The sequence below is a fragment of the Pseudomonas sp. PAGU 2196 genome (assembly GCF_022179005.1).
Lineage (GTDB): Bacteria > Pseudomonadota > Gammaproteobacteria > Pseudomonadales > Pseudomonadaceae > Aquipseudomonas > Aquipseudomonas kermanshahensis.
This window is the reverse complement of record NZ_BNTL01000025.1, coordinates 80,795-102,744: the sequence shown is the minus strand read 5'-3', so window position 1 is coordinate 102,744 and position 21,950 is coordinate 80,795. Positions and strand designations below refer to the sequence as shown.

General features: G+C 62.9%; 19 protein-coding genes. 8 read left to right on the top strand and 11 right to left on the bottom strand.

Going from position 1 to position 21,950, the window contains the following annotated elements; all coding sequences use genetic code 11:
* The first annotated feature begins 52 nt into the window (after positions 1-52).
* Positions 53-3,262: a ribonuclease E gene (gene rne, locus MFF34_RS20700; RefSeq protein WP_238216186.1), complete on the top strand. Its 3,210-nt coding sequence runs from the start codon at positions 53-55 to the stop codon at positions 3,260-3,262.
* 191 nt (positions 3,263-3,453) lie between these two features.
* On the opposite strand, the gene murB is transcribed toward rne, so the two are convergent.
* The 8 genes from murB to MFF34_RS20660 form a co-directional block, all read right to left on the bottom strand.
* Complete coding sequence (murB, locus tag MFF34_RS20695; RefSeq protein WP_238216184.1) at positions 3,454-4,473, bottom strand: UDP-N-acetylmuramate dehydrogenase; 1,020 nt, start codon at positions 4,471-4,473, stop codon at positions 3,454-3,456.
* Positions 4,470-4,934, bottom strand: a complete 465-nt coding sequence (locus MFF34_RS20690) for a low molecular weight protein-tyrosine-phosphatase (RefSeq protein ID WP_238216182.1) — start codon at positions 4,932-4,934, stop codon at positions 4,470-4,472. The genes murB and MFF34_RS20690 overlap by 4 nt, the downstream gene beginning before the upstream one ends.
* A complete protein-coding gene (gene kdsB, locus MFF34_RS20685) occupies positions 4,934-5,698 on the bottom strand; it encodes a 3-deoxy-manno-octulosonate cytidylyltransferase (protein ID WP_099453299.1) in 765 nt (254 codons plus the stop codon). The genes MFF34_RS20690 and kdsB overlap by 1 nt, the downstream gene beginning before the upstream one ends.
* A complete protein-coding gene (locus MFF34_RS20680) occupies positions 5,695-5,880 on the bottom strand; it encodes a Trm112 family protein (RefSeq protein ID WP_003247142.1) in 186 nt (61 codons plus the stop codon). Before MFF34_RS20680 ends, kdsB begins: the two co-directional genes overlap by 4 nt.
* A 43-nt stretch (positions 5,881-5,923) precedes the next feature.
* Positions 5,924-6,934 carry a tetraacyldisaccharide 4'-kinase gene (gene lpxK, locus MFF34_RS20675; RefSeq protein WP_238216180.1) on the bottom strand — a complete coding sequence of 337 codons (1,011 nt, stop codon included), beginning with the start codon at positions 6,932-6,934 and terminating at the stop codon, positions 5,924-5,926.
* Entirely contained in the window at positions 6,934-7,368 is a 435-nt protein-coding gene (locus MFF34_RS20670) for a biopolymer transporter ExbD (protein ID WP_027596067.1), read from the bottom strand. Before MFF34_RS20670 ends, lpxK begins: the two co-directional genes overlap by 1 nt.
* Complete coding sequence (locus tag MFF34_RS20665) at positions 7,365-8,000, bottom strand: MotA/TolQ/ExbB proton channel family protein (protein ID WP_027596066.1); 636 nt, start codon at positions 7,998-8,000, stop codon at positions 7,365-7,367. The genes MFF34_RS20670 and MFF34_RS20665 overlap by 4 nt, the downstream gene beginning before the upstream one ends.
* Positions 8,001-8,156: 156 nt before the next feature.
* Positions 8,157-10,373, bottom strand: a complete 2,217-nt coding sequence (locus MFF34_RS20660) for a DNA internalization-related competence protein ComEC/Rec2 (protein WP_238216178.1) — start codon at positions 10,371-10,373, stop codon at positions 8,157-8,159.
* A gap of 141 nt (positions 10,374-10,514) precedes the next feature.
* On the opposite strand from MFF34_RS20660, the gene MFF34_RS20655 reads away from it, so the two are divergent.
* Positions 10,515-11,141 carry a DUF2062 domain-containing protein gene (locus tag MFF34_RS20655; protein ID WP_143491078.1) on the top strand — a complete coding sequence of 209 codons (627 nt, stop codon included), beginning with the start codon at positions 10,515-10,517 and terminating at the stop codon, positions 11,139-11,141.
* On the opposite strand, the gene MFF34_RS20650 is transcribed toward MFF34_RS20655, so the two are convergent.
* The 3 genes from MFF34_RS20650 to MFF34_RS20640 all read right to left on the bottom strand — a co-directional run bounded on the left by MFF34_RS20650 (position 11,025) and on the right by MFF34_RS20640 (position 13,490).
* The gene (locus tag MFF34_RS20650; RefSeq protein WP_016500910.1) at positions 11,025-11,804 is read right to left on the bottom strand and encodes an ABC transporter permease; all 780 of its coding nucleotides are present in this window, start codon (positions 11,802-11,804) and stop codon (positions 11,025-11,027) included. The genes MFF34_RS20655 and MFF34_RS20650 overlap by 117 nt on opposite strands.
* On the bottom strand, positions 11,801-12,733 hold the full coding sequence (locus MFF34_RS20645; RefSeq protein WP_238216176.1) for an ABC transporter ATP-binding protein: 933 nt from the start codon (positions 12,731-12,733) through the stop codon (positions 11,801-11,803). Before MFF34_RS20645 ends, MFF34_RS20650 begins: the two co-directional genes overlap by 4 nt.
* A gap of 133 nt (positions 12,734-12,866) precedes the next feature.
* Entirely contained in the window at positions 12,867-13,490 is a 624-nt protein-coding gene (locus MFF34_RS20640; RefSeq protein ID WP_099453294.1) for a glutathione S-transferase, read from the bottom strand.
* A gap of 282 nt (positions 13,491-13,772) precedes the next feature.
* Here MFF34_RS20640 and MFF34_RS20635 point away from each other — a divergent pair, with 282 nt between their 5' ends.
* The 6 genes from MFF34_RS20635 (at position 13,773) to MFF34_RS20610 (ending at position 21,914) form a co-directional block, all read left to right on the top strand.
* Complete coding sequence (locus tag MFF34_RS20635; RefSeq protein ID WP_238216174.1) at positions 13,773-16,220, top strand: acyl-CoA dehydrogenase; 2,448 nt, start codon at positions 13,773-13,775, stop codon at positions 16,218-16,220.
* Positions 16,221-16,288: 68 nt separating this feature from the next.
* Entirely contained in the window at positions 16,289-16,699 is a 411-nt protein-coding gene (locus MFF34_RS20630; protein WP_238216172.1) for a PA2817 family protein, read from the top strand.
* 214 nt (positions 16,700-16,913) lie between these two features.
* Positions 16,914-17,459 (top strand): fimbrial protein, encoded by a 546-nt coding sequence (locus MFF34_RS20625; protein ID WP_238216171.1) that lies wholly within the window; start codon positions 16,914-16,916, stop codon positions 17,457-17,459.
* 56 nt (positions 17,460-17,515) lie between these two features.
* Entirely contained in the window at positions 17,516-18,295 is a 780-nt protein-coding gene (locus MFF34_RS20620) for a molecular chaperone (RefSeq protein WP_374707415.1), read from the top strand.
* 35 nt (positions 18,296-18,330) lie between these two features.
* Positions 18,331-20,844 (top strand): fimbria/pilus outer membrane usher protein, encoded by a 2,514-nt coding sequence (locus tag MFF34_RS20615; RefSeq protein ID WP_238216168.1) that lies wholly within the window; start codon positions 18,331-18,333, stop codon positions 20,842-20,844.
* Complete coding sequence (locus MFF34_RS20610; RefSeq protein WP_238216167.1) at positions 20,841-21,914, top strand: fimbrial protein; 1,074 nt, start codon at positions 20,841-20,843, stop codon at positions 21,912-21,914. The genes MFF34_RS20615 and MFF34_RS20610 overlap by 4 nt, the downstream gene beginning before the upstream one ends.
* The last annotated feature ends 36 nt before the right edge of the window (positions 21,915-21,950 follow it).

Here is a 21,950-nt window from a genome sequence, read left to right as displayed (position 1 = left end):
CGTCGTGTGTGCCGAACGCCGTTTCCGGCAGCCCGGAAACCGACGGTACAACATGAAAAGAATGCTGATTAACGCAACTCAACCCGAAGAGTTGCGTGTAGCCCTGGTGGACGGCCAACGCCTCTACGACCTGGACATCGAGTCCGGCGCCCGTGAGCAGAAAAAGGCCAACATCTACAAAGGCAAGATCACCCGCATCGAACCTAGCCTCGAAGCCGCCTTCGTCGACTTCGGCTCCGAACGTCACGGCTTCCTGCCGCTGAAAGAAATCTCCCGCGAGTACTTCAAGAAGTCCCCCGAAGGCCGCGTCAACATCAAGGACGTCCTCAGCGAAGGCCAGGAAGTCATCGTCCAGGTCGAGAAGGAAGAGCGCGGCAACAAAGGCGCCGCCCTCACCACCTTCATCAGCCTGGCCGGCCGCTACCTGGTGCTGATGCCCAACAACCCACGCGCTGGTGGCATCTCCCGCCGCATCGAAGGCGAAGAGCGCAACGAACTGCGCGAAGCCCTGAACGGCCTGACCGTGCCGGGCGACATGGGCCTGATCGTGCGCACTGCCGGCCTTGGCCGCAGCAGCGAAGAAATGCAATGGGACCTCGACTACCTGCTGCAGCTGTGGACCGCCATCAAGGAAGCCTCCCTTGACCGCGCCGCGCCATTCCTGATCTACCAGGAAAGCAACGTCATCATCCGCGCCATCCGCGACTACCTGCGCCAGGACATCGGCGAAGTGCTGATCGACAGCATGGACGCCCAGGAAGAAGCCCTGACCTTCATCCGCCAGGTGATGCCGCAGTACGCCAGCAAGGTCAAGCTGTACGAAGACAGCGTCCCGCTGTTCAACCGCTTCCAGATCGAAAGCCAGATCGAGACCGCCTTCCAGCGCGTCGTCGACCTGCCGTCCGGCGGTTCGATCGTGATCGACCCGACCGAGGCCCTGGTCTCCATCGACATCAACTCGGCGCGCGCCACCAAAGGCAGCGACATCGAGGAAACCGCCCTGCAGACCAACCTGGAAGCGGCCGAAGAAATCGCCCGCCAACTGCGTCTGCGTGATATCGGCGGCCTGATCGTCATCGACTTCATCGACATGACCCCGGCCAAGAACCAGCGCGCCGTCGAAGAGCGTGTGCGTGAGTGCCTTGAGGCCGACCGCGCCCGCGTTCAGGTTGGCCGCATCTCGCGCTTCGGCCTGCTGGAAATGTCCCGTCAGCGCCTGCGCCCATCGCTGGGCGAAAGCAGCGGCATCGTCTGCCCACGCTGCTCGGGTACCGGCATCATCCGTGACGTCGAGTCGCTGTCGCTGGCCATCCTGCGCCTGATCGAGGAAGAAGCGCTGAAGGACCGCACTGCCGAAGTGCGCGCCCAGGTGCCGATCCCGGTCGCTGCTTTCCTGCTGAACGAGAAACGCAACTCGATCACCAAGATCGAACTGCGCACCCGTGCACGCATCATCATCCTGCCGAACGATCACCTGGAAACCCCGCACTTCGAAGTCCAGCGCCTGCGCGACGACAACCCTGAAGTGCTGAACAACCTGTCCAGCTACGAGATCGCCGCCACCGAAACCGAAGAAGCGCCGCAGCCGACCGCCACCCGCACCCTGGTTCGCCAGGAAGCTGCGGTGAAGACTGCCCCGGCCCGCGCCAACGCGCCAGTGCCGAGCACTGTCGAAGAGCCGCAGCAGCCTGCCGCACCGGTAGCCCCAGCGCCAAGCGCCCCAGAGCCAAGCCTGTTCAAAGGCCTGGTCAAGTCGCTGGTGAGCCTGTTCGCCGGCAAGGACGAACCGGTCGCCGCACCGGCCGTCACAGCCGAAAAACCAGCTGCTGAACGCACCCCACGCAACGAAGAGCGTCGCAACGGCCGCCAGCAGACCCGCAACCGTAACGGCCGCCGCGATGAAGAGCGCAAGCCACGCGAAGAGCGTGCCGAGCGCGCCCCACGCGAAGAGCGTCAGCCTCGCGAAGAACGCGCGCCACGTGAAGAACGTGCCCCGCGTGAAGAGCGTGCACCGCGCGAAGAGCGCCAACCACGTCAGCCTCGCGAAGACCGTCGTGGCAACCGCGAAGAACGCCCGGTACGCGAACTGCGCGAGCCGCTGGAAGCCACGCCGGCACCCGCTGCCCGTGAAGAGCGCCAGCCACGTGAAGAGCGTGTAGCCCGTGAAGAACGCGCCCCTCGCGAAGAGCGTGCACCGCGTGAAGAACGTGCCCCTCGCGAAGAGCGCGCACCACGTGAAGAACGTGCTCCGCGTGAAGAGCGTGCCCCGCGCGAAGAACGCGCACCTCGCGAAGAACGTGCCCCACGTGAAGAGCGTGCCCCACGCCCACCGCGTGAAGAGCGTCAGCCACGTGCCAGCGAAGAAGCCACCGAGCAGACTGCAGAGCTTGCCGAAGAGCAACTGCCGAACGAAGAACTGCTGCAAGACGAGCAGGAAGGCGCCGATGGCGAGCGTCCGCGCCGCCGTTCCCGCGGTCAGCGTCGTCGCAGCAACCGTCGCGAGCGTCAACGCAATGCCAACGGTGAGCTGATCGAAGGTAGCGAAGACGACGGCAGCGAAGAGCAGCCACAACAGCACCAGGCCAGCGAGCTGGGTGCCGAACTGGCTGCCGGCCTGGCTGTGACCGCGGCTGTTGCCAGCAGCAGCATCAGTGCCGATGCCGAAGCCCAAGCCAATCAGCAGGCCGAGCGCGCCACCGCTGAAGTCGCCGAAACCGACACCCGCGAAGCCGCCAAGCCCGCCGAGCAGGTCGAAGCCGTTGCACAGGCCGAGGAAGTCACCATTGCTCCGGTGGTCGAACAACCTGTCAGCGAACCCGTAGTGGTGGAAGCGACTGCCGAACCTGTGGTTGAAGTTGCGCCACAGCCGGTCGTGGAAGAAGCCCCTGCGGCCGAACCTGCAGTGGTTGCCGAAGCCCCAGCGGAAGCTGCCGCGGTCGAAGCCGGTGAAATCGAAAAGGCCCCAGCCTTCATCGAACAAGCACCGGTCATCGAAGCACCTGCTCCGGTTGCCGAAGCCCAGCCTGAAGTAGTCGTTGAGCCTGCTCCAGTTGCGGTAGAGCCTGCACCGGTCGAAGCACCTGCGGCGGTCGAAACCGCCACTGTGATGCTGGCAAACGGCCGCGCGCCTAACGACCCACGTGAAGTGCGTCGCCGCAAGCGTGAAGCCGAGGCTGCGGCTAAAGCCGCGCAGGAAGCTGCTGCATCGACGCAGGAAACTGCCCTGGAAACCGCTGATGAGCACAAACCTCATCACGGCTGATAGCCAAGGCTGAATGAAAAAGCCCCGCCAGTGCAAACTGGCGGGGCTTTTTCTTGCTTGCCTCTATTTAAGGCCTCAACCCGAACCAGGTAGGAGCAGCCTTGCGCTGCGAAGAGGCCAGTAGCCGCAGCGAAGATCGATGGCGTTGTCACCGGCCTCTTCGCAGCACAAGGCTGCCCCTACAGCACGCCTCAGTACAGGTTAGGCTCCATCTCCAGCTCAACCCCGAATCGTTCGTGGATATCTGCCTGAATCCGCCGCGCCAGGTCATGCAGCTGCGCCCCGCTCGCCTGGCCATAATTGACCAGCACCAACGACTGCAACCGATGCACGCCGGCATCGCCATCGCGATAGCCCTTCCACCCCGCCTGTTCGATCAACCACCCTGCCGCCAGCTTCACCTGGCCATCGGCCTGGAGATAAGCCACGACACCCGGGAACTGCCCCCGTATACGCTCGACAAGCGCGGCAGACACCACTGGGTTCTTGAAAAAGCTGCCGGCATTGCCCAACTCGGCGGGGTCCGGCAACTTCTCGCGGCGAATGCTGCAGATGGCATCACTGATCGCCTGCGCACTCGGCTGCGCTACGCCCTGCTCCACCAAACGCTGGCGCACAGGGCCATAGTCCAGGTGGGCTTGTAGTGTATGGGTCAGCCTGAAGCGCACGCGCAAGATCAGCCAGCGCCCAGGGTTACGCTTGAACAGGCTGTCGCGGTAGCCAAAGGCGCATTCTTCCAGCCCAAAGTCACGCAGCTCGCCGGTCTGACGGTCCAGCGCGGTCAAGCCGGCGAACACGCTCTTGATCTCGACGCCATAAGCGCCCACGTTCTGCATGGGCGCAGCGCCTACCGTGCCCGGGATCAGGCTGAGGTTCTCCAGCCCGCAAAAACCTTGTGCCAGCGTCCACTGCACGAACGGGTGCCAGGGCTCGCCCGCCTCGGCTTCGACCACAACGCGCTCACCGTCATCGCTGAGCACGCGGCGGCCACGGCTGGCCATGTGCAGCACCAACGCGTCGACATCACCGGTCAGCAGCAGGTTGCTGCCACCGCCAATGACCAGCACCGGCACGCCTCGGCGGTGCGCTTCGGCCAGCGCCTCACGCACCTCGTCGTCATCATGCACCTGGCTGAAATGCCGGGCCCTGACGTCAATGCCAAAGGTGTTGTAAGGCTTGAGCGAAACGTGCTCCTGCCACAGCGCTGTCATAACCGCCCCTTGATTTCCACGACCAACGCTCTGCACGCTTCCTCAATCAGGTCCAGGACCTGCTCGAAACCCTCCGCGCCGCCGTAGTACGGGTCTGGCACTTCATCCAGCTTCGCGCCATAGCGGCGCAGGAACAGGTCGAGCTCGCCGGGCGCAGACTGCGGGCGCATGGCACGCAAATGGCTCAAGTTGCTTTCGTCCATGGCCAGGATCAGGTCGTACTCGGCAAAGTGGGCCACATTGACCTGCTGGGCGCGCTGCTGCGAAAGGTCGTAACCCCGCACCATGGCGGCCTTGCAAGTGCGGCTGTCGGGCGCCTTGCCGACATGCCAGTCACCGGTACCGGCAGACGCCACGTGCACCTGCTCGGCAAGCCCCGCGGCCTGCAACTGATGGCGCAGTACGCCTTCGGCGGTAGGCGAGCGACAGATGTTGCCCAGGCAAACGAACAGGACGCGCATCAAGCCTCCAGCAAGCGCCGTACGCGCTCCAGGTCTTCAGGGGTATCGACGCCCACCGCGGGTGCCTCGAGGGCGTCTTCGACATGAATGCGCACGCCATGCCACAAGGCACGCAACTGCTCCAGGGCCTCGGTTTGCTCGAGCCAGCACGGCCCCCAACCGACGAAGTCCTGAAGGAAGCCCACGCGGTAGGCATACATGCCGATGTGGCGACGATAAGGCACGCCTTCCGGCAGTTGCTCGCGGTTGGCGGCGAAAGCATCACGCGCCCAGGGCAGCGGCGCACGGCTGAAGCTCAGGGCCAGGCCGTTCTTGTCGCAGACCACCTTGACCGCATTAGGGTTGAACACCACCTGTGGCTCGTGGATCGGCTCGGCCAAGGTCGCGATACCGGCTTCCGGGTGGGCCGCCAGGTTGGCCGCCACCTGGTCGATGATCACCGGCGGAATCAGCGGCTCGTCGCCCTGCACGTTGACCACGATGGCGTCGGCGGGCAGCCCGAGGTGCGCTGCCACTTCGGCCAGGCGGTCGGTACCGGATTCGTGGTCGGCGCGGGTCAGCAGCACTTCGGCGCCAAATGCCTGGCAGGCCTCGACGATGCTGGCGTCATCCGTGGCGATGACCACACGGCTGGCCGCGCTCTTGCGCGCCTGCTCCCACACGTGCTGGACCATCGGCTTACCGGCGATCAGCGCCAGCGGCTTGCCCGGCAGGCGCGAAGAGCGCAGGCGGGCGGGGATCACTACCGTGTAGTCCAGGCTCATTTGTCCAGGCGCTCATCGTCGGTCAAGGTACGCGCTTCGCTTTCCAGCATCACCGGGATGCCGTCGCGAATCGGGTAAGCCAGGCCCGCGCCCTTGCTGATCAGCTCGGTCTTGTCGGCGCTGAGCTTAAGCGGGCCCTTGGTGATCGGGCAGGCCAGGATATCGAGCAGTTTGGTGTCCATGGAAGCTTCCTTGAGGCCAGGTGGCCGGAAATTGAAAAGGGGCTCAGGGCGTTGGGTGCCCAAGCAGCAGGCGCTGCAACTGGCTGTCGAACCAGGCGCTGAAGGCAGGCGACGGCTGCGCCTCGACGGCCAGGTACCACCAGTCGTCAGCGGCGAAGGCACGGCATTTGACCGCATCTTTCTCGGTCATCACCAACGGCAACGGCGGCGTGAACGACAGGCGCTCGGCGCTGAACTGCGCGTGGTCGGCGAACGGGTGCGGCACCGGCTGCCAGTTTAGTCCTTGCAGGGTATTGAAGAAACGTTGCGGGTTACCGATGCCCGCCACCGCGTGCAGGCGCTGGCCAGGCGGGAACAGATTCACGCCTCGCCGCTCACCGCTGCGCACATTGACCAGTGCCGAGGGCTGCAAGCTGAAGGCAAAGCCCGCGGGTGAGTCGGCGCGGGCACCGTTGAACAGCACTGCGTCGGCTTCTTGCAGGCGCTCGGCCGGCTCGCGCAGCGGCCCGGCGGGCAGGCAGCGGCCATTGCCCAGGCCGCGGGCGGCGTCGATCAGCACCAGCTCCAGGTCTCGCGCCAGGCGGTAGTGCTGCATGCCGTCATCGCACAGGACCAGGTCAAGCGGCTCACTGGCCAGCAGCGCCTGCACCGCACGCGAGCGGTCGGGGTCGATCATCAACGGTACGCCCGTGCGCTGGACGATCAACAGCGGCTCGTCACCAGCCTGGTCGGCAGCGTGGTCGGCCTCAACGCGCCAAGGCAGGTGAGCTGGCTTGGCGCCATAACCGCGGCTGACCACACCGACCTTGAGCCCCTGCCGGCGGCAATGCTCGATCAGCCAGAGGATCATCGGCGTCTTGCCAGTGCCACCCACGGTAATGTTGCCCACCACGATCACCGGCACCGGCGCGCGATAGCTGGCACTTTCGCCGCTGAGAAAACGCGCACGCTTGCGTGTCACCACGCGGCGGTACAGGGCTTCAAGCGGGCGCAGCAGCGCCAGGGCCGGGTGCCCGGCGTACCAGGCGGCGAGCAAACGGTCGGCAAAGGCCATCAAGGCGTCCCCTGGGCTGCCTCGACGGTGGTCATGCGCAACTGGCTGAAACCGAGCTTGCCGGCCGCATCCATCGCGGTCACCACGGCCTGGTGCGGTGTCTTGCCGTCGGCGCTGATCGCCAGCGGTAACGTGTGATCACCGCCCGACTCACGCTCGATGGCCTCGCTCAAGGTGGCCAGGTCGCTTTTGGGCAGCAGGTTGTTGTTGACCGAATACACGCCCTCGGCGCTGATGGTGACTTCCACCAGCTTGCGCTCATCGGCCGGCGGCTGCTCGGCGCTGGCGGCCTCGGGCAGTTCGACGCGCAGTTGCGTCTCGCGGGTGAAAGTGGTGGTGACCACGAAGAACAGCAACAGGACGAACACCACGTCGATCAGCGACGCCAGGTTGATGTCGACGTTTTCCCGCTGGCGGTTGCGCCGAAACTTCACGCCTTGCCTCCGGCCACTTCGACTTCACGGTCGCCCTGGATCACTTCCACCAGTTTGATCGCCTCTTGTTCCATGCCAACCACCAGCTCATCGATGCGGCGCAGCAGGAAACGGTGGAAGAACACCGCCGGGATACCGATCATCAAGCCTGCTGCGGTGGTGACCAGGGCCTTGGAAATACCCCCGGCCAATACGGCAGCGTTGGCAGTCATCTGCGAGCCCATGAAGGCGCTGAAAATGTCGATCATGCCCAGCACGGTGCCCAGCAGGCCCAGCAACGGGGCCATCGCGGCAATGGTGCCAAGAGTGCTGATATAGCGCTCCAGCTCGTGGATGACGCGCGATGCGGCCTCCTCGATGCACTCTTTCATGATTTCGCGGCCATGGCGCGAGTTGGCAAGGCCTGCGGCAAGGATTTCGCCCAGCGGCGAATCGGCGCGCAGGGCCTTGAGCTTGTCACTGGTGAGTTGCTTGTCCTTGATCCACATCCAGACCTGGCCCAGCAGGTGTGGCGGGGTCACGCGACTGGCGCGCAGGGTCCACAGGCGCTCGACGACGATAGCCATGGCAACGATGGAACTCAGAATGATCGGCAGCATCATCCAACCACCGGACTTGACCAATTCCCACACAGTAAACGCCCCTTCGGAAAAAGGCCGCCACTCTACCATAGGACCGCCGGGGGCTCATCTGCCGAAGGTCAGGGAATTGGCCGGACCCAGTTGCCACCTTAGGTTCTCGGTTGCCTTGGCGGGCCCTTCCGCGGGCAAGCCCGCGAAAGGGCCAGATCAGCCACTGCCCGCTTCACGCCAGAAGCGCCGCTGCCCCCGCACACCCTCAACGTCACCCTGCCCCCCCAGCACCAAGCGCAACGCACCCTCCACCGCTGTATCATGAATCGCCAGCCCATGCCGCCGATAGCGCTCGAGCACCTGGGCATGCGGATGCCCAAAACCATTGTTGCGCCCCCGCGAAATCAGCACCCCACGTGGCGCCGTGGCGCGGATGAATGCCTCGGTGGACGAGCTGCGACTGCCATGGTGCGGGGACTGCAGCCAATCGATTCGGGGTGTTTCAGTGGACGCCAGCCAGGCCCGTTCGGCAGCGGCTTCCAGATCGCCGGCCAACAGCAAGCGCTCCCCTTGCGCCTCGACCAGCAGCACGCATGAGCGGTCGTTGCTGCTCTGCCCTTCAGCCCAATGCCAGAGGGAAAAGCGCACGCCATCCCACTCCCATTGCTCATCCGTGACACACGGCTGCAGCCCAAGGCCCTCCAGCGCCTCGCCACCGAGCACCCGCATGACCGGCATGCCCTGCGCAATGGCCGGCGCGCCCCCGGCATGGTCGGCATGGGCGTGGCTGATCAGCATCGCATCCAGGCGGTTTACCCCCAACTTGCGCAGGGTCGGCAGCACCACCCGCTCCCCCGCGTCGTACTCCCCTTTTGCTGGCCCGGCATCATAGAGCAGGCTGTGATGGCGGGTACGCAGCAGCACCGCGAGCCCCTGGCCGACGTCCAACTGCCAGACTTCTACCTGCCCCAAGGGCACCGACTCGCGGGGCACCCATAACGCCAGCAGCATGAGCCCGCCCAACCCCCGCAAGGGCACGCCACGGGGTAGCAGCACCAGCAGCGCACCTAAGCACACCACTAACCAGGCCCACAGCGGCAAGGCCGGCGACACCCACGCCGGGCGCCAGCTCGCGGCCAGGGCCAAGACGCTGAACAGCACCTCCAGCAAGCCCCCGGCCAGCCACAGCAACGCTTCGCCGACACCCGCCACAGGCAACAGCAGCGTGCCCAGCAAAGCCAACGGCAACACCGCAAGGCTGACCCACGGCACCGCCAGCAAGTTGGCCAGGGGCGCACTCAGGCTCACTGGCAAGCCAGTGGCCAGCAGCACCGGCAGCAAGCCGATGGCGATCACCCACTGCGCACGCGTCCAGGCCTGCCAGGGCCGCCAGCCGCCCAAGCGGGCACTGAAGCAGTAGATCAAGGTCGCCACGGCAGCAAACGACAGCCAGAACCCCGGTAACAGCGCCGCCAAGGGTTCGAACAACAGCACCGCGACCAGCGCCAGCAGCAATGGCAGCATCGCGCCAAGGTGACGAAAGCGCAGACGCCAAAGCAACACTACCGCCAGCATCAGGCAGGCCCGCTGCACCGGCACACCGCCACCGGCAAGCCAGCCGTAGGCCAGCGCAGCGGCCATCGCCAGGCCGCAGGCCGAGGGCAGCCAGGGCAGCCGCGCGGGCCACAGGCCCCAGCGTGCCAACCCGGCAACCAGGCCATAGAGCAAACCCGCCACCAGGCCGATGTGCTGCCCGGAAATCACCAGCAGGTGCACCGTGCCTGTGGCCTGCAGCGTCTGCCAGTCCTCGCGGGCCAGGCCCGCACCGTCGCCCAGCACCAAGGCCACCAACGCCGTTTGCCGGCCATGGGCCTCGACCGCCAACAACCGTTGCCGCAGTTGGTCTCGCCAGCTGCCCGCGACAGCGCTCAATACCTGCCCGGCCTTGACCGTGCCAGTAGCCCCCACCCGCCGAGCCAGCAACTGTGCCTCTCGATCAGGCCCATGGGGGTTGAGCAGCCCGGCAGGCCGCTGCAGGGTCACTGCCAACCGCCACTGTTCGCCCGCACGCACAGCCGGCCCGTTGAACCAGCTCAGTTGCAAACGCCGCGGCAGTTCGCCACGCCGTGAGTGGGGCTGTTCCAGTTCGAAGCGCACGCCATGCGCGGTACGGCTCGGCAGGCCGACAACCTTGCCCTCCAGCCACAACGTGCGGCCATCAAGTTCAGGCGCGAGTCGATCATCCAGCGCTCGCTGGGCCGACCCGCACGCCCAGCACAGGCCCAACAAAAAACAGCCCACTGGCCAAAACCGCGTGAACAGGCTGGCAACACCACCGACAAACAGCAGAAGTAGCCATCCGACCGATGGCAATACGGGGAGAAAGCCCAGGCAGAGCAGCCCGAGCGCGAGCGCAAACATCCCTGTGCGCATGAGGTAGAGCTCCGCTGCGAAATGACCTTCTCAGGCATAGCGCAAATGCCGGCAAAGCTTGCTCAACAATTGTCACAAACTCTAAACGAGGCCGTTAAGGAATCAAGGCATACTGCCCCGATCAACGCCCCGGGAGCCTACATGCCGCGCCGACTTTTCAAACGCTACATGCCGGATCCGACCAGCATTCGGGAACACAAGTCCTTACGCTTTTTCGGCACGTTGCTGCACGACCCGAACCTCTGGCACCTGAACCGGCACTCGGTGGCCCGGGCCATGGGGGTGGGCCTGTTCGCGGCGCTGATCCCCATCCCCATGCAGATGCTGCTGGCCGCTGCGCTGGCGATCCCGGTGCGCGGCAACCTGCCGATCGCGGTCAGCCTGGTGTGGCTGACCAACCCGCTGACCATGCCACCGGTGTTCTTCGTCACCTACATGACCGGCGCCTGGCTGCTGCAGATCCCGCCGCGCACCCTGCCCGACGACCTGACCTTCGAATGGATCACCGACCAGCTGTCGACCCTGTGGCAACCGTTCCTGCTCGGCTCGGTGGTGTGTGGCGTGGTGCTGGGCATCCTCGCCTACTTCAGCACCTTGCTGTACTGGCGTTGGTGGGTGGGCCGGCAGTGGCGCCGGCGCAAACTCAAAGGCTCAGGCGCGCATGCCGCGGCCGCTGACCAGCAGGCGGATGCACAGGGTGTACAGCACTGCGGTAGCCACCAACATAAAGGTGATCGCCGTCCCGATACTGATATCCGACACCCCTAGGATGCCGTAGCGGAACGAGTTGACCATGTGCAGCACCGGGTTGGCCAATGACACGGTCTGCCAGAACGGCGGCAGCAGGTTGATCGAGTAGAACACCCCGCCCAGGTAAGTCAGCGGCGTCAGCACGAAGGTAGGGATGATCGAGATATCGTCGAAGTTGCGCGCGAACACCGCGTTGACGAAGCCCAGTAACGAGAAGATGGTTGCCGTCAGCAGCACCACGACCACGGTCACACCCAGGTGATGCACCTGCAGGTCGGTGAAGAACATCGACAGGATGGTGACGATCACCCCGACCGCCAAGCCACGCAGCACGCCACCCAGCACATACCCCACGAGAATGGTGTGTGGCGACACCGGGGACACCATCAGCTCCTCGATGGAGCGCTGGAACTTGCTACCGAAAAAGCTCGACACCACGTTACCGTAGGAGTTGGTGATCACCGACATCATGATCAGCCCCGGCACGATGTACTGCATGTAGGTGAAGCCGCCCATGTCGCCGATCTGCCGACCGATCAGGTTACCGAAAATGACGAAGTACAGGACCATGGTGATCGCTGGGGGCAGCAGGGTCTGTGGCCAGATGCGCAAAAAGCGCCGCACTTCGCGGTAGACGATGGTGTTCAGGGCGACCCAATTGGTGCGCAGTTCCACACTCATACGGCCACCTTCGACAGGTTTTTTTCCACCAGGGACACGAACAGCTCCTCGAGTCGGTTGGTCTTGTTACGCAGGCTTTGCACCTCGATGTTCTGCAGCGCCAGCTGGCCGAACAGCGCGGTAATGCCGATGTCCTTCTCCACCTGCACTTCCAGGGTGTGCGGGGTCAGCAGCCGGCACGGGTAGCCTTGCAGCACAGGCGCCGAGGCCAGGTCCTGCTTGATGTCGAGGACGAAGGTTTCGACATGCAGCTTGCCCAGCAGCTGTCGCATGCTGGTGTTCTCGACGATGGTGCCGTGGTCGATGATGCCGATGTTGCGGCACAGCTGCTCGGCCTCTTCCAGGTAGTGCGTGGTCAGGATGATGGTGATGCCCTTCTGGTTGAGCTCGGTGAGGAAGCTCCACATCGAACGGCGCAGCTCGATGTCCACACCCGCGGTGGGCTCATCGAGAATCAGCAGGCGCGGTTCGTGGATCAAGGCACGGGCGATCATCAGGCGGCGCTTCATGCCACCCGACAACGAGCGGGAAGGCACGTCACGCTTGTCCCACAGCCCCAGCTGGGTCAGGTACTGCTCGGCGCGCTCCTTGGCGAGCTTTGGCGGGATGCCGTAGTAGCCTGCCTGGGTGACGACGATGTCGAAGACCTTCTCGAACTGGTTGAAGTTGAACTCTTGCGGCACCACGCCCAGGCAGCGCTTGAGCGCCGAAGGCTCGCGGTCCAGGTCGTGGCCGAATACGTTCACCGTGCCGCTGGTCTTGTTGACCAGGGTCGAAAGAATACCGATGGTGGTGGATTTGCCGGCGCCGTTGGGGCCGAGCAAGGCGAAGAAGTCGCCTTCGGCAACGTCCAGGTCGATGCCCTTGAGGGCCTGGAAGCCATTACCGTAGGTCTTGGTCAGCTGTCGAATGGACAGGGCGGAACTCATAGCGGGCCATTTACCGAAAAAAAAGGTTCAGGACACGCCAGGCAAAGTCACTGGCGCAGTGAGTGCGGCCATGGTGCAAGGCCCGGCCACACAAGTACAGTCACATGTATTGATAATGACTATCGAGGCAGGTTCAAGTCAGCGCGGTCATCACGGCCGCCTGGTAGGCCGGGCGCTGCTTCAGGCGCGCGTACCAGGCCTCCAGGTGATACATGGCCGGGCGTTCGATGGGCATTTCGAACCAGGCGTAGATGAAGCTACCCAGTGGGATGTCGCCCATGCCGATCTGGTCACCGGACAGGTACGGTTGCTGGGCCAGGGTTTCGTCGGCGATGGCCAGCAATTGCGCGCACTGCTTGTGCGCGGCGTTGATCGCGACCCAGTCGCGCTGGTCTTCCGGCGTGCGCAGCAGGCCCCAGAACAGCGGGCGGAAGGGGGTGGCGAAGGACGAGGTGGTCCAGTCCATCCACTTGTCGGCCAAGGCGCGCTGGCGCGGGTCTTCCAGGTACCAGCCCTGCTCGGCGCCGTACTCGGCGCACAGGTAACGGACGATGGTGTTGGACTCCCACAGCGTCAGGTCGCCGTCTTCGAGCATCGGCACCAGGCCGTTGGGGTTGCGGGCGCGGTAATGCGGCTCGTTGACCACGCCGAAGGCGCCGCCGGCGTCGATGGATTCGAAATCAAGGCCCAGTTCGTGGGCGATCCACAGCGCCTTGCGCACATTGCTCGAATTCTTGCGGCCCCAGATCTTCAGCATGGCAACGTCCTTATGAATGCAGAGGTGGTCCAGTCTACTCCAGAGTCTTATTGCCTGTACTGGCCTCTTCGCGGGCAAGCCCGCTCCCCCAGGCAGCACCCCAATCTTCAAGCCACCGTAATCCTGTGGGAGCGGGCTTACCCGCGAAAGGGCCGGCACAGGCGAACAATGATCTGAAACTCCCACCGCCACACCCTGTCACTGTTCTGAACAGGCCGTTCACAGCGTTGCGTCTAAGCTGTCTGGGACGGCTCAAGCCCTTGGTTCCAAGGAGGACCGATTATGTTGCTGTTGTGGTTGGTGGTACTGGTGATCGGCGCGGCATACCTCACGCACCGGCGCCTGGCGCCCTTGCAGATACTGGGCACCATGGCAGCCTACGTGCTGCTGATGGGTATTTTCAGCAGCGCACCCGGCTGGCTGCTGGCCCTGCTGTGGGTCGTGCTGGCCGTGAAAATCGCCGTGGTGGCCCTGCCGGAATGGCGGCGCAAGGTGTTCACCGGCCCAGTGTTCAAGTGGTTCCAGCGTACCCTGCCGCCCATGTCGCAGACCGAGCGCGAAGCCATCGACGCCGGCACCGTCTGGTGGGATGGCGAATTGTTCAGCGGCCGCCCCGACTGGCGCACCTTGCTGGCCTACCCGGCACCGAAACTGACTGAAGAAGAACAGGCCTTCATCGACGGCCCCACTGAAGAACTGTGCGCCATGGTCAGCGACTGGCAGATCGGCCAGGACATGGACCTGCCCCCTGAAGCCTGGGCGCACATCAAAGCGCAGGGCTTCTTCGCCCTGATCATCCCCAAGGAATACGGCGGCAAGGGCTTCTCGGCCTACGCCCACTCGCAGGTTGCAATGAAACTGGCCACCCGCAGCGGCGACCTGGCCTCGACGGTGATGGTGCCCAACTCGCTCGGCCCGGCCGAACTGCTGCTGCACTACGGCACCGATGAACAACGCAGCCACTACCTGCCGCGCCTGGCACGCGGCGACGAGATCCCCTGCTTCGCCCTGACCGGCCCACTGGCGGGCTCAGATGCCGGCGCCATGCCGGATACCGGCATCATCTGCAAAGGCCATTGGCAAGGCGAAGAAGTCATCGGGCTGCGCCTGAACTGGGAAAAACGCTATATCACCCTCGGCCCGGTCGCGACCCTGCTCGGCCTGGCGTTCAAGGCCTACGACCCGGAGCACTTGCTGGGCGACGAAGAGGACTTGGGCATCAGCCTGGCGCTGATTCCTACCGACACCCCGGGCGTGGAGATCGGCAAGCGCCACCTGCCGCTCGGCGCCGCCTTCATGAACGGCCCCAACAGCGGCAAGGACGTGTTCGTGCCGCTAGACATGCTGATCGGCGGCCAGGCCATGCTCGGCAAGGGCTGGATGATGCTGATGAACTGCCTGTCGGTGGGCCGCTCCATCTCGCTGCCCGCCGTGGGCACTGGTGCCGCCAAGTACACCAGCCTGGTGACGGGCCAGTACGCCAATATCCGCGAACAGTTCAACGTGCCGCTGGCAGCCTTCGAGGGCATCCAGGAGTCATTGGCGCGCATTGGCGGCAATGCCTGGCTGATGGACAGCGCCCGCCTGCTCACCGCCAAAGCCGTCGACCTGGGTGAAAAACCTTCGGTGCTGTCGGCGATCCTCAAGTATCACCTGACCGAACGTGGCCGCGAGTGCATCCAGCACGCCATGGACGTGCACGGCGGCAAGGGCATCATCATGGGCCCGAACAACTACCTGGGGCGCAATTGGCAAGGTGCGCCGATCTTCATCACCGTCGAGGGGGCCAACATCCTCTCGCGTAACCTGATGATCTTTGGCCAAGGCGCCATTCGCTGTCATCCGTTCGTGCTCAAGGAAATGGCACTGGCCGGCCGCGAAGACCGTGAGCAGGCGCTGGTCGAGTTCGATGAGCTGCTAATGAAGCACATCATGTTCGCTGCCGGCAACGCCGCCAGCACCATCGTGCTCGGCCTGGGGCTGGGGCGCCTCGAACGGGTGCCAGGCGATGCCTTGAGCCAGGGCTATTTCCGTGCCTTGAATCGCCAGGCTGCAGCGTTTGCTCTGCTGGCAGATTTGTCGATGATGCTGTTGGGCGGTGCACTCAAGCGCCGCGAGCGCCTGAGCGCTCGCCTGGGTGACGTGCTGAGCTACCTGTATCTGTCCAGCGCGGCACTCAAGCGGTATCACGACCTCGGCTCGCCGGAGCACATGCAACCTCTTCTGCGCTGGGCTATGGAAGAGAGCCTGGGCAAGGCCGAGCAGGCGCTCGACCGGCTTCTCGACAACTTCCCCAACCGCTTCGTCGGCTGCGCCCTGCGCGTGCTGGTCTTCCCCTTCGGCCGCTGCCACACCGGCCCCAGCGATGAACTGGACGCCGAAGTGGCGGAACTGATTGGCCGGCGCAAGGGCGACCCAGCACTGGAAGAACTGCTGGCAGGCTGCTACCGCCCGCAGGCAGAAGACGACCCGGTCGCAGCGCTGCAACGGGCCTGCGACCTGCTCGACGATACAGCGCCGCTAGGCAAGGCACTGCACCAGGCCATCAAGGAAGGGAAAGTCCGGCCAGGCCCCGGCCAGTCCGGCCTCGACGCCGCCGTCGAGGCAGGCGTGCTGCAACCCGGCGAAGGCCAACGCCTGCACGAAGCCGAACAGGCGCGGCGCAAGGTGATCGATGTCGATGCCTTCGACAAAGTGCAGCTACTCGCCGAACCTGGCAAGGTGCGCTGACCCTTCGCGAGCACTTGGGGGGCGCGTATACTCCGCCCCCCGTTTCAGCCATACCGAGGACCCATTCCATGGCCAACCCCAACCTGGAATACCACCTGCAACTGCTCCAGCACCTGCGCACCATTCTGGTGGCGCTGGGCGAGGCAGAGCAGGTGCCGGAAGAAAGCCACGCCCTGTTCCTCGAACGCTTCGACGAACTGCTGACGCTGTTGCCGCAGGATCCACTGGAGAGCCAGTACCTGGGCCAAGACCTGATCTGCCAGGTGATCCAGCGCTACCCGCAGATCGCTCATCTGGTGCCACGTGACCTGCTGTGGTTCTTTGCCGGCGACTGCCTGCACTTCATGCCGGACGAAGAACTGGACCTTTACCAGCAACTGGAAGAGCGTCGCCATGAGGCTGAATCCAGCGGCGAGCCCTTCGATTGGTACCTGGAAAAACAACTGCTGAGCCAAGCCGCACCCGGCAACAGACACTGATACAGCTCATGCGTCTTGGCCTCACCAAGGCGCATCTACAACGTTACATGTGCAAGAAATGTAACAAAGTGAAAAGTCGCACAGCGATCTAACTTATTCCTACAGCTTAATAAAACTCATGACACTTAGAATCAGCGCCGAGGCAAAGACTGGCCAACAAACCAGTCAGCACCTTGCACTGAAACCAAACTGAGCTACTCAATCAGGTTATGTCATGAAAAAGTCGTTAGCTACTCTATCGCTCGGCCTGCTTGCCGGCCTGGCAGGCAATTCCGCATTTGCTACCAGCGGATCGGTACTCTTCGAAGGTACTATCACGCCGGAAACTTGCCCTATCGAAATCGTCAATCCCGGTGACGGCAGTGTGAATGACCGTGTTGCCATGGGCGATATTCCCGTGGGTCGATTCACCGCCGCCAATATTGAAGTCCGTGGAGCATCTTTTGACATCCGCGTGCCGGACAAAAATGTCTGCGCCATCACCCAAGACAACGCCTTCGTCCAGTTCGACGGTGCTGCCGACGCCAGCGGCGACTACTTCAGGGTAGACCCCATTTCCGGCGCGGCAACCAACGTCTCTATCGTCATCAAAGACATCTCCAACACATCGATCGCGCCCGGTGGCACCTCGGTTGATTACCCCCTCAACGCTACAGGGCCGACCGACCTTCGCTTTGATGCCTACTACCGTTCTACGGCCACAGGCGTCACACCAGGGCTTGCATCGGCCAAGGTTCGTTACACCGTCGCTTATCGCTAAGCACATGCACTACCTGTGTGCCTATTGGCACTAGCCAAACCATCCAGGCGTAGTTGATGCGCCTGGATGCAGCGAGTTATCCGATGATCAAACAGTTCATACTCACGATACCCGTTCGTGTCGTCGCTTGCGCCTGCCTGACCCTGGCGACGCTCACGCTGTCGATGGCCGGCCATGCCGCCTTGACATTGAACAATACACGCATCGTATTCGACAGCGATAAACGCAATACCTCCGTTGTCGTCAGAAACCCATCCAACAGCAGCTACGCCGTACAGACGTGGATCAACACGGAGACGGATGACACCACCACCACTGTTCCATTTGCGACCTCCCCACCGCTGTTCAAGATCAACCCCAACAGCGAACAACTTCTGCAAATCAACGCGCTGCCCAATGCATTACCGCAAGATCGAGAGTCGCTATTCTTCTTTAACTTGCAGGAAATCCCACACGCCAGCACGGAGCCCGGTAATCAACTCAATATTGCCATGCGTACGCGGATCAAACTGTTCTATCGGCCGCAACACCTTAAAGGCAAGCCAACCGAGCAACTCAAGTCTTTAACATTTTCCGTTAATGAAAGCCAGGCCGTAAAACAACTGCTGGTCAATAACCCGACCCCCTTCCATATCACCTTCATTCGGCTGGAAGTCAGCACCAACGGCCACCTCCACAAAATCAGCAGCCCGGAAATGCTCGCGCCGCTGTCTCAGCAGGCCTACCCGCTGGCGGGGATGCACTTGAACGAAACATCCAGCGTTCTTTTCTCCGTGATCAACGATTTTGGCGGTTACACCCAACCGATGACTTTGCCGCTTCAATCGACTCGCTAGAGCCGCACCGCGTCACACCGCAAGGAGTCGCTTTCATGCCCCCCTTTTCCAAGCGCTGGTCGATCTGCGGCCGGCGTCACGTATTGCTGTACCTGACCGGTAGCCTCGCTGCACTGCACCACATCCCTATCGTGGAGGCGAACTCCAACCCTGGCTTCGAATCGGGCTTCCTCCGTGAGTCCAATGGGGCGGGTGTACATGCGCTCAGTTTTCTGGCAAGCGAACAAAGCCTCGCACCGGGGCGCTATCCGGTGACCGTGCTGGTCAACTTGCAACCGGCCGGCCGCCATGAACTCGATTTTCAGGCTGATGCCGACAACGCATTGCAACCTTGCCTACCATCCACACGCCTCGGGGAGTGGGGGCTGCGCCTGGACGCCCTGGCCGTGGCAGGAGATGCCAAACAGGCCTGCCTGGACCTGGCGTCGGCAATCCCTGGTGCACGCGTCGACTTCGACAGCAGCCGCCTGCGTCTATCTATCTCCATACCGCAGATCGCCATGCGCCGTGATATCACAGGCAGTGTCGATCCTTCGCGCTGGGACAGCGGCATCAATGCTGCCTTCCTCAATTACCAAGCGTCCACCCTGCAGGGGAATAGCCGCTACAGGGGCCGCTACAGCAACGACGACCTGTACCTCAACGGTGGCATCAACCTCGGCGACTGGCGACTGCGCACCACCCAGTCGTGGCGCCAAGACAGCAATGGCACGCGCGAGTGGGCGCGCGCGCAAACCCATGCCCAGCGTGACCTGCCTGGCAACCGCGCCAACCTCACCCTGGGCGAGACCTTCACTGACAGCGACATCTTCAACGGCGTGCCGATCACCGGGGTTCGCGTGGCCTCGGACATGAGCATGCTGCCCGATGCCCTTCAAGGTTATGCACCGGTCATCCGGGGAGTCGCGCAGACTCGCGCGAAACTGGAAGTCTGGCAAAATGGCTACCCCATCTACGCGACCTATGTCAGCCCGGGGCCGTATGCCATCGAAGACTTGAGTGCCGTAGGCAACGGTGAGCTGGAAGTAGTACTGACCGAAGCCGATGGCCAAGTGCGACGGTTCATCCAGCCCTATTCCACCCTGACTAACCTGCTGCGTCAGGGAACGTGGCGTTACACCGCCACGCTTGGCCAATACAACCCGGCCAGCGGCGTGGATAAGCCATTAATCTGGCAGGCCACCTTCAGTCGAGGCATGGAATGGGATCTGACGCTGTTTGGCGGCCTGATGGCCAGCCAATACTACCGTGCCACCAATTTGGGTGTTGGTAAGGACCTGGGCAGCCTGGGAGCCCTTTCGTTTGATGTCACTCAGGCCAACAGCCAAATTGAGGTTGCCGGTAGCACCGATGTCCAAGGCCAAAGCTATGCCCTTAAGTACGGCAAGGCCTTCAGTACGGGTACCAACCTGCGATTCGCGGGTTATCGCTATTCGACCGAGGACTACCGGGACTTCAGCGAAGCTGTCCAGCAACGCAGCCACGCCACAACGTTCATGGGCAGCCGCCGCAGCCGCATGGAAGCTTCGGTGCATCAGCGCCTCGGCCAGCGCCATAGCTTGAGCCTAACCTTGTCGCAACAGCAATACTGGCGACTGGACAACACCCAGCGTCAGTATCAGCTGGGTTTCAATACCTACCATGCCGGTATCAGCTATAACCTGTTTGCCTCTCAGTCGCTGACTGACACGCGCGGCAGCGATCGTCAATTCGGCCTGAGCCTGTCAATGCCCTTGGACTTCGGTCGCTCGGCCAATGCCACGTTCGATGTACAAAAACAGGCGCACGGCTACAGTCAACGCGCCGCCTTGAGCGGCAGCGCCCGCGACGGCCAGCTGAGCTACAACACCAGCATCAGTCAAGATGAACGCCGTCAGCGAACCGCTGCACTGGCATTGGGCTACAGGACCGACTACGCAAGCTTCGGGACGGGGCTAAGCGATAGCACCGACTACCGCAGCCTGTCGCTCAACGCCAGCGGCGCCTTGCTACTGCATGCCGACGGCTTGGCGTTCGGTACCTATCTGGGCGATACCGCAGGCTTAATCGAGGTTCCCGGAATCGCCGACGTCGGCGTGCTGAACAGTGCAGGCGCGCGAACCAATGAACGGGGATACGCGATCGTTTCGCACCTGCAACCCTACCGCAACAATACGCTGACACTGCAAACCGAGCGGCTTGGCCCTGATGTTGAAATCGACAACGGTAGCGCTCAGGTCGTGCCGCGACGCGGAGCCATTGTGAAGCACCACTTCAATGCCCGTCATGTTTCACGCTGGGTGCTTACCCTGCTGCACCAAAACGGCGCTCCCGTGCCATTCGGCAGTCTGGTCCTGGATGCCAATGCGGTACAGGTGGGCATGGTCGGGCAAGCAGGTTTGGTGCTGTTGAGCGCCGTCGATGGGGCGCAGACACTTACGCTCAGCTGGGGCAACCAAGACGACCAACGCTGCCAGGTAGACGTCGACCCACAATCAATGCAACGCACAGAGGGCTATTACCTGCAAACCCTGACGTGCAGCCAAGCTGGCATCAAGGAATCGGCATGATCACTCTCTCCCGTATCGCCCTGCCACTGGGATTGTTGCTTGGCCTCGTATCGTCCGTCAGCCACGCCCAGGATTCCTATTGTCGTTTCCAGGATGGAGGGGGCGGCCCTGTAACGTTCGAGCGAAACCTCAACACGGTATTCATGCCTCGCGACGCCGTTGTAGGCAATGCGTTCTTTGATGCCGGCCGTTCGAGTATCCCCACCAACGAGAGGCGGACGTTGGAATGCTGGAATGGAGGTCAAGCGATCATGAGGTTCAGCTTGATCCCCACTCGCCCACCCTTGCCGCTCGCCATCTACAGTGAACCTGGCCAGATTCTGCCGACCAACATCCCTGGCATCGGCGCCCGAATCCAACTGATTTCACATTTCAATAGCGAAGCAGGCGCCGACTTCCGCTCCGAGGACGGGCATAACTGGGTGCCATTCAACACAGTGCGTGATACGCAACATCAGTTTTCGGCGTTTAACCTTATCAGCCTGATAAACCGGGTGATCCTGGTCAGGACCGGCCCAGTCGATCCCGGTATTCATCAGATCGATGCAGAGATGTTTCGTGGCCACCTGGACTTCGACAATATCGGTGACGCTTTCAGGTACCGTCTGCGCGCCGAAGTCATTCAATCGCAGTGCAGCGTAGGTGCTGACGCCGTTACGCCCAATCCGGTACCGTTGGGTGAATTCAGCCGGTCGGACTTTACCCACGTCGGTTATACGACGCCGAAGGTTGACTTCCAGATCACTCTTTCCGCTTGCCAGACCGACCCTGACCAGAACGCCTTCGCAACACTGGAATTGGATGGCAAGAATGGCTCGCTGCCGATCGGCCCCATCGCAAATGGTGTCTTCAGCCTCACCGCCGACTCAGATGCTGCAGGTGTTGGTATCCAGGTATTCAAGCAGGATGGCCGGCCGATGCCTCTGCAGACTGAAGAGCAAATGGTGCCCTTGAGCACTGGCAACACCGTACTCAACCTCAGTGCCAGCTTTCACCAAACCGAGGACAGCCATGCCGTACGGGCCGGGCTTGCCAAGGGCGCACTCAACTTCGTGGTGCGCTATCGCTAAAGGCAATCGAAAGGCCAGCTGGCAGTGACGAACACT

Bases quoted from the DNA above. Each gene is read 5' to 3' on its own strand.
- MFF34_RS20630 (WP_238216172.1), top strand. From the start codon at position 16,289: ATGGCCAACCCCAACCTGGAATACCACCTGCAACTGCTCCAGCACCTG.
- MFF34_RS20680 (WP_003247142.1), bottom strand. From the start codon at position 5,880: ATGGACACCAAACTGCTCGATATCCTGGCCTGCCCGATCACCAAGGGC.
- MFF34_RS20615 (WP_238216168.1), top strand. From the start codon at position 18,331: ATGCCCCCCTTTTCCAAGCGCTGGTCGATCTGCGGCCGGCGTCACGTA.
- MFF34_RS20645 (WP_238216176.1), bottom strand. From the start codon at position 12,733: ATGAGTTCCGCCCTGTCCATTCGACAGCTGACCAAGACCTACGGTAAT.
- murB (WP_238216184.1), bottom strand. From the start codon at position 4,473: ATGACAGCGCTGTGGCAGGAGCACGTTTCGCTCAAGCCTTACAACACC.
- MFF34_RS20640 (WP_099453294.1), bottom strand. From the start codon at position 13,490: ATGCTGAAGATCTGGGGCCGCAAGAATTCGAGCAATGTGCGCAAGGCG.
- MFF34_RS20635 (WP_238216174.1), top strand. From the start codon at position 13,773: ATGTTGCTGTTGTGGTTGGTGGTACTGGTGATCGGCGCGGCATACCTC.
- lpxK (WP_238216180.1), bottom strand. From the start codon at position 6,934: ATGGCCTTTGCCGACCGTTTGCTCGCCGCCTGGTACGCCGGGCACCCG.
- MFF34_RS20625 (WP_238216171.1), top strand. From the start codon at position 16,914: ATGAAAAAGTCGTTAGCTACTCTATCGCTCGGCCTGCTTGCCGGCCTG.
- MFF34_RS20690 (WP_238216182.1), bottom strand. From the start codon at position 4,934: ATGCGCGTCCTGTTCGTTTGCCTGGGCAACATCTGTCGCTCGCCTACC.
- rne (WP_238216186.1), top strand. From the start codon at position 53: ATGAAAAGAATGCTGATTAACGCAACTCAACCCGAAGAGTTGCGTGTA.
- MFF34_RS20610 (WP_238216167.1), top strand. From the start codon at position 20,841: ATGATCACTCTCTCCCGTATCGCCCTGCCACTGGGATTGTTGCTTGGC.
- MFF34_RS20660 (WP_238216178.1), bottom strand. From the start codon at position 10,373: ATGCGCACAGGGATGTTTGCGCTCGCGCTCGGGCTGCTCTGCCTGGGC.
- MFF34_RS20620 (WP_374707415.1), top strand. From the start codon at position 17,516: ATGCGCCTGGATGCAGCGAGTTATCCGATGATCAAACAGTTCATACTC.
- MFF34_RS20650 (WP_016500910.1), bottom strand. From the start codon at position 11,804: ATGAGTGTGGAACTGCGCACCAATTGGGTCGCCCTGAACACCATCGTC.
- kdsB (WP_099453299.1), bottom strand. From the start codon at position 5,698: ATGAGCCTGGACTACACGGTAGTGATCCCCGCCCGCCTGCGCTCTTCG.
- MFF34_RS20655 (WP_143491078.1), top strand. From the start codon at position 10,515: ATGCCGCGCCGACTTTTCAAACGCTACATGCCGGATCCGACCAGCATT.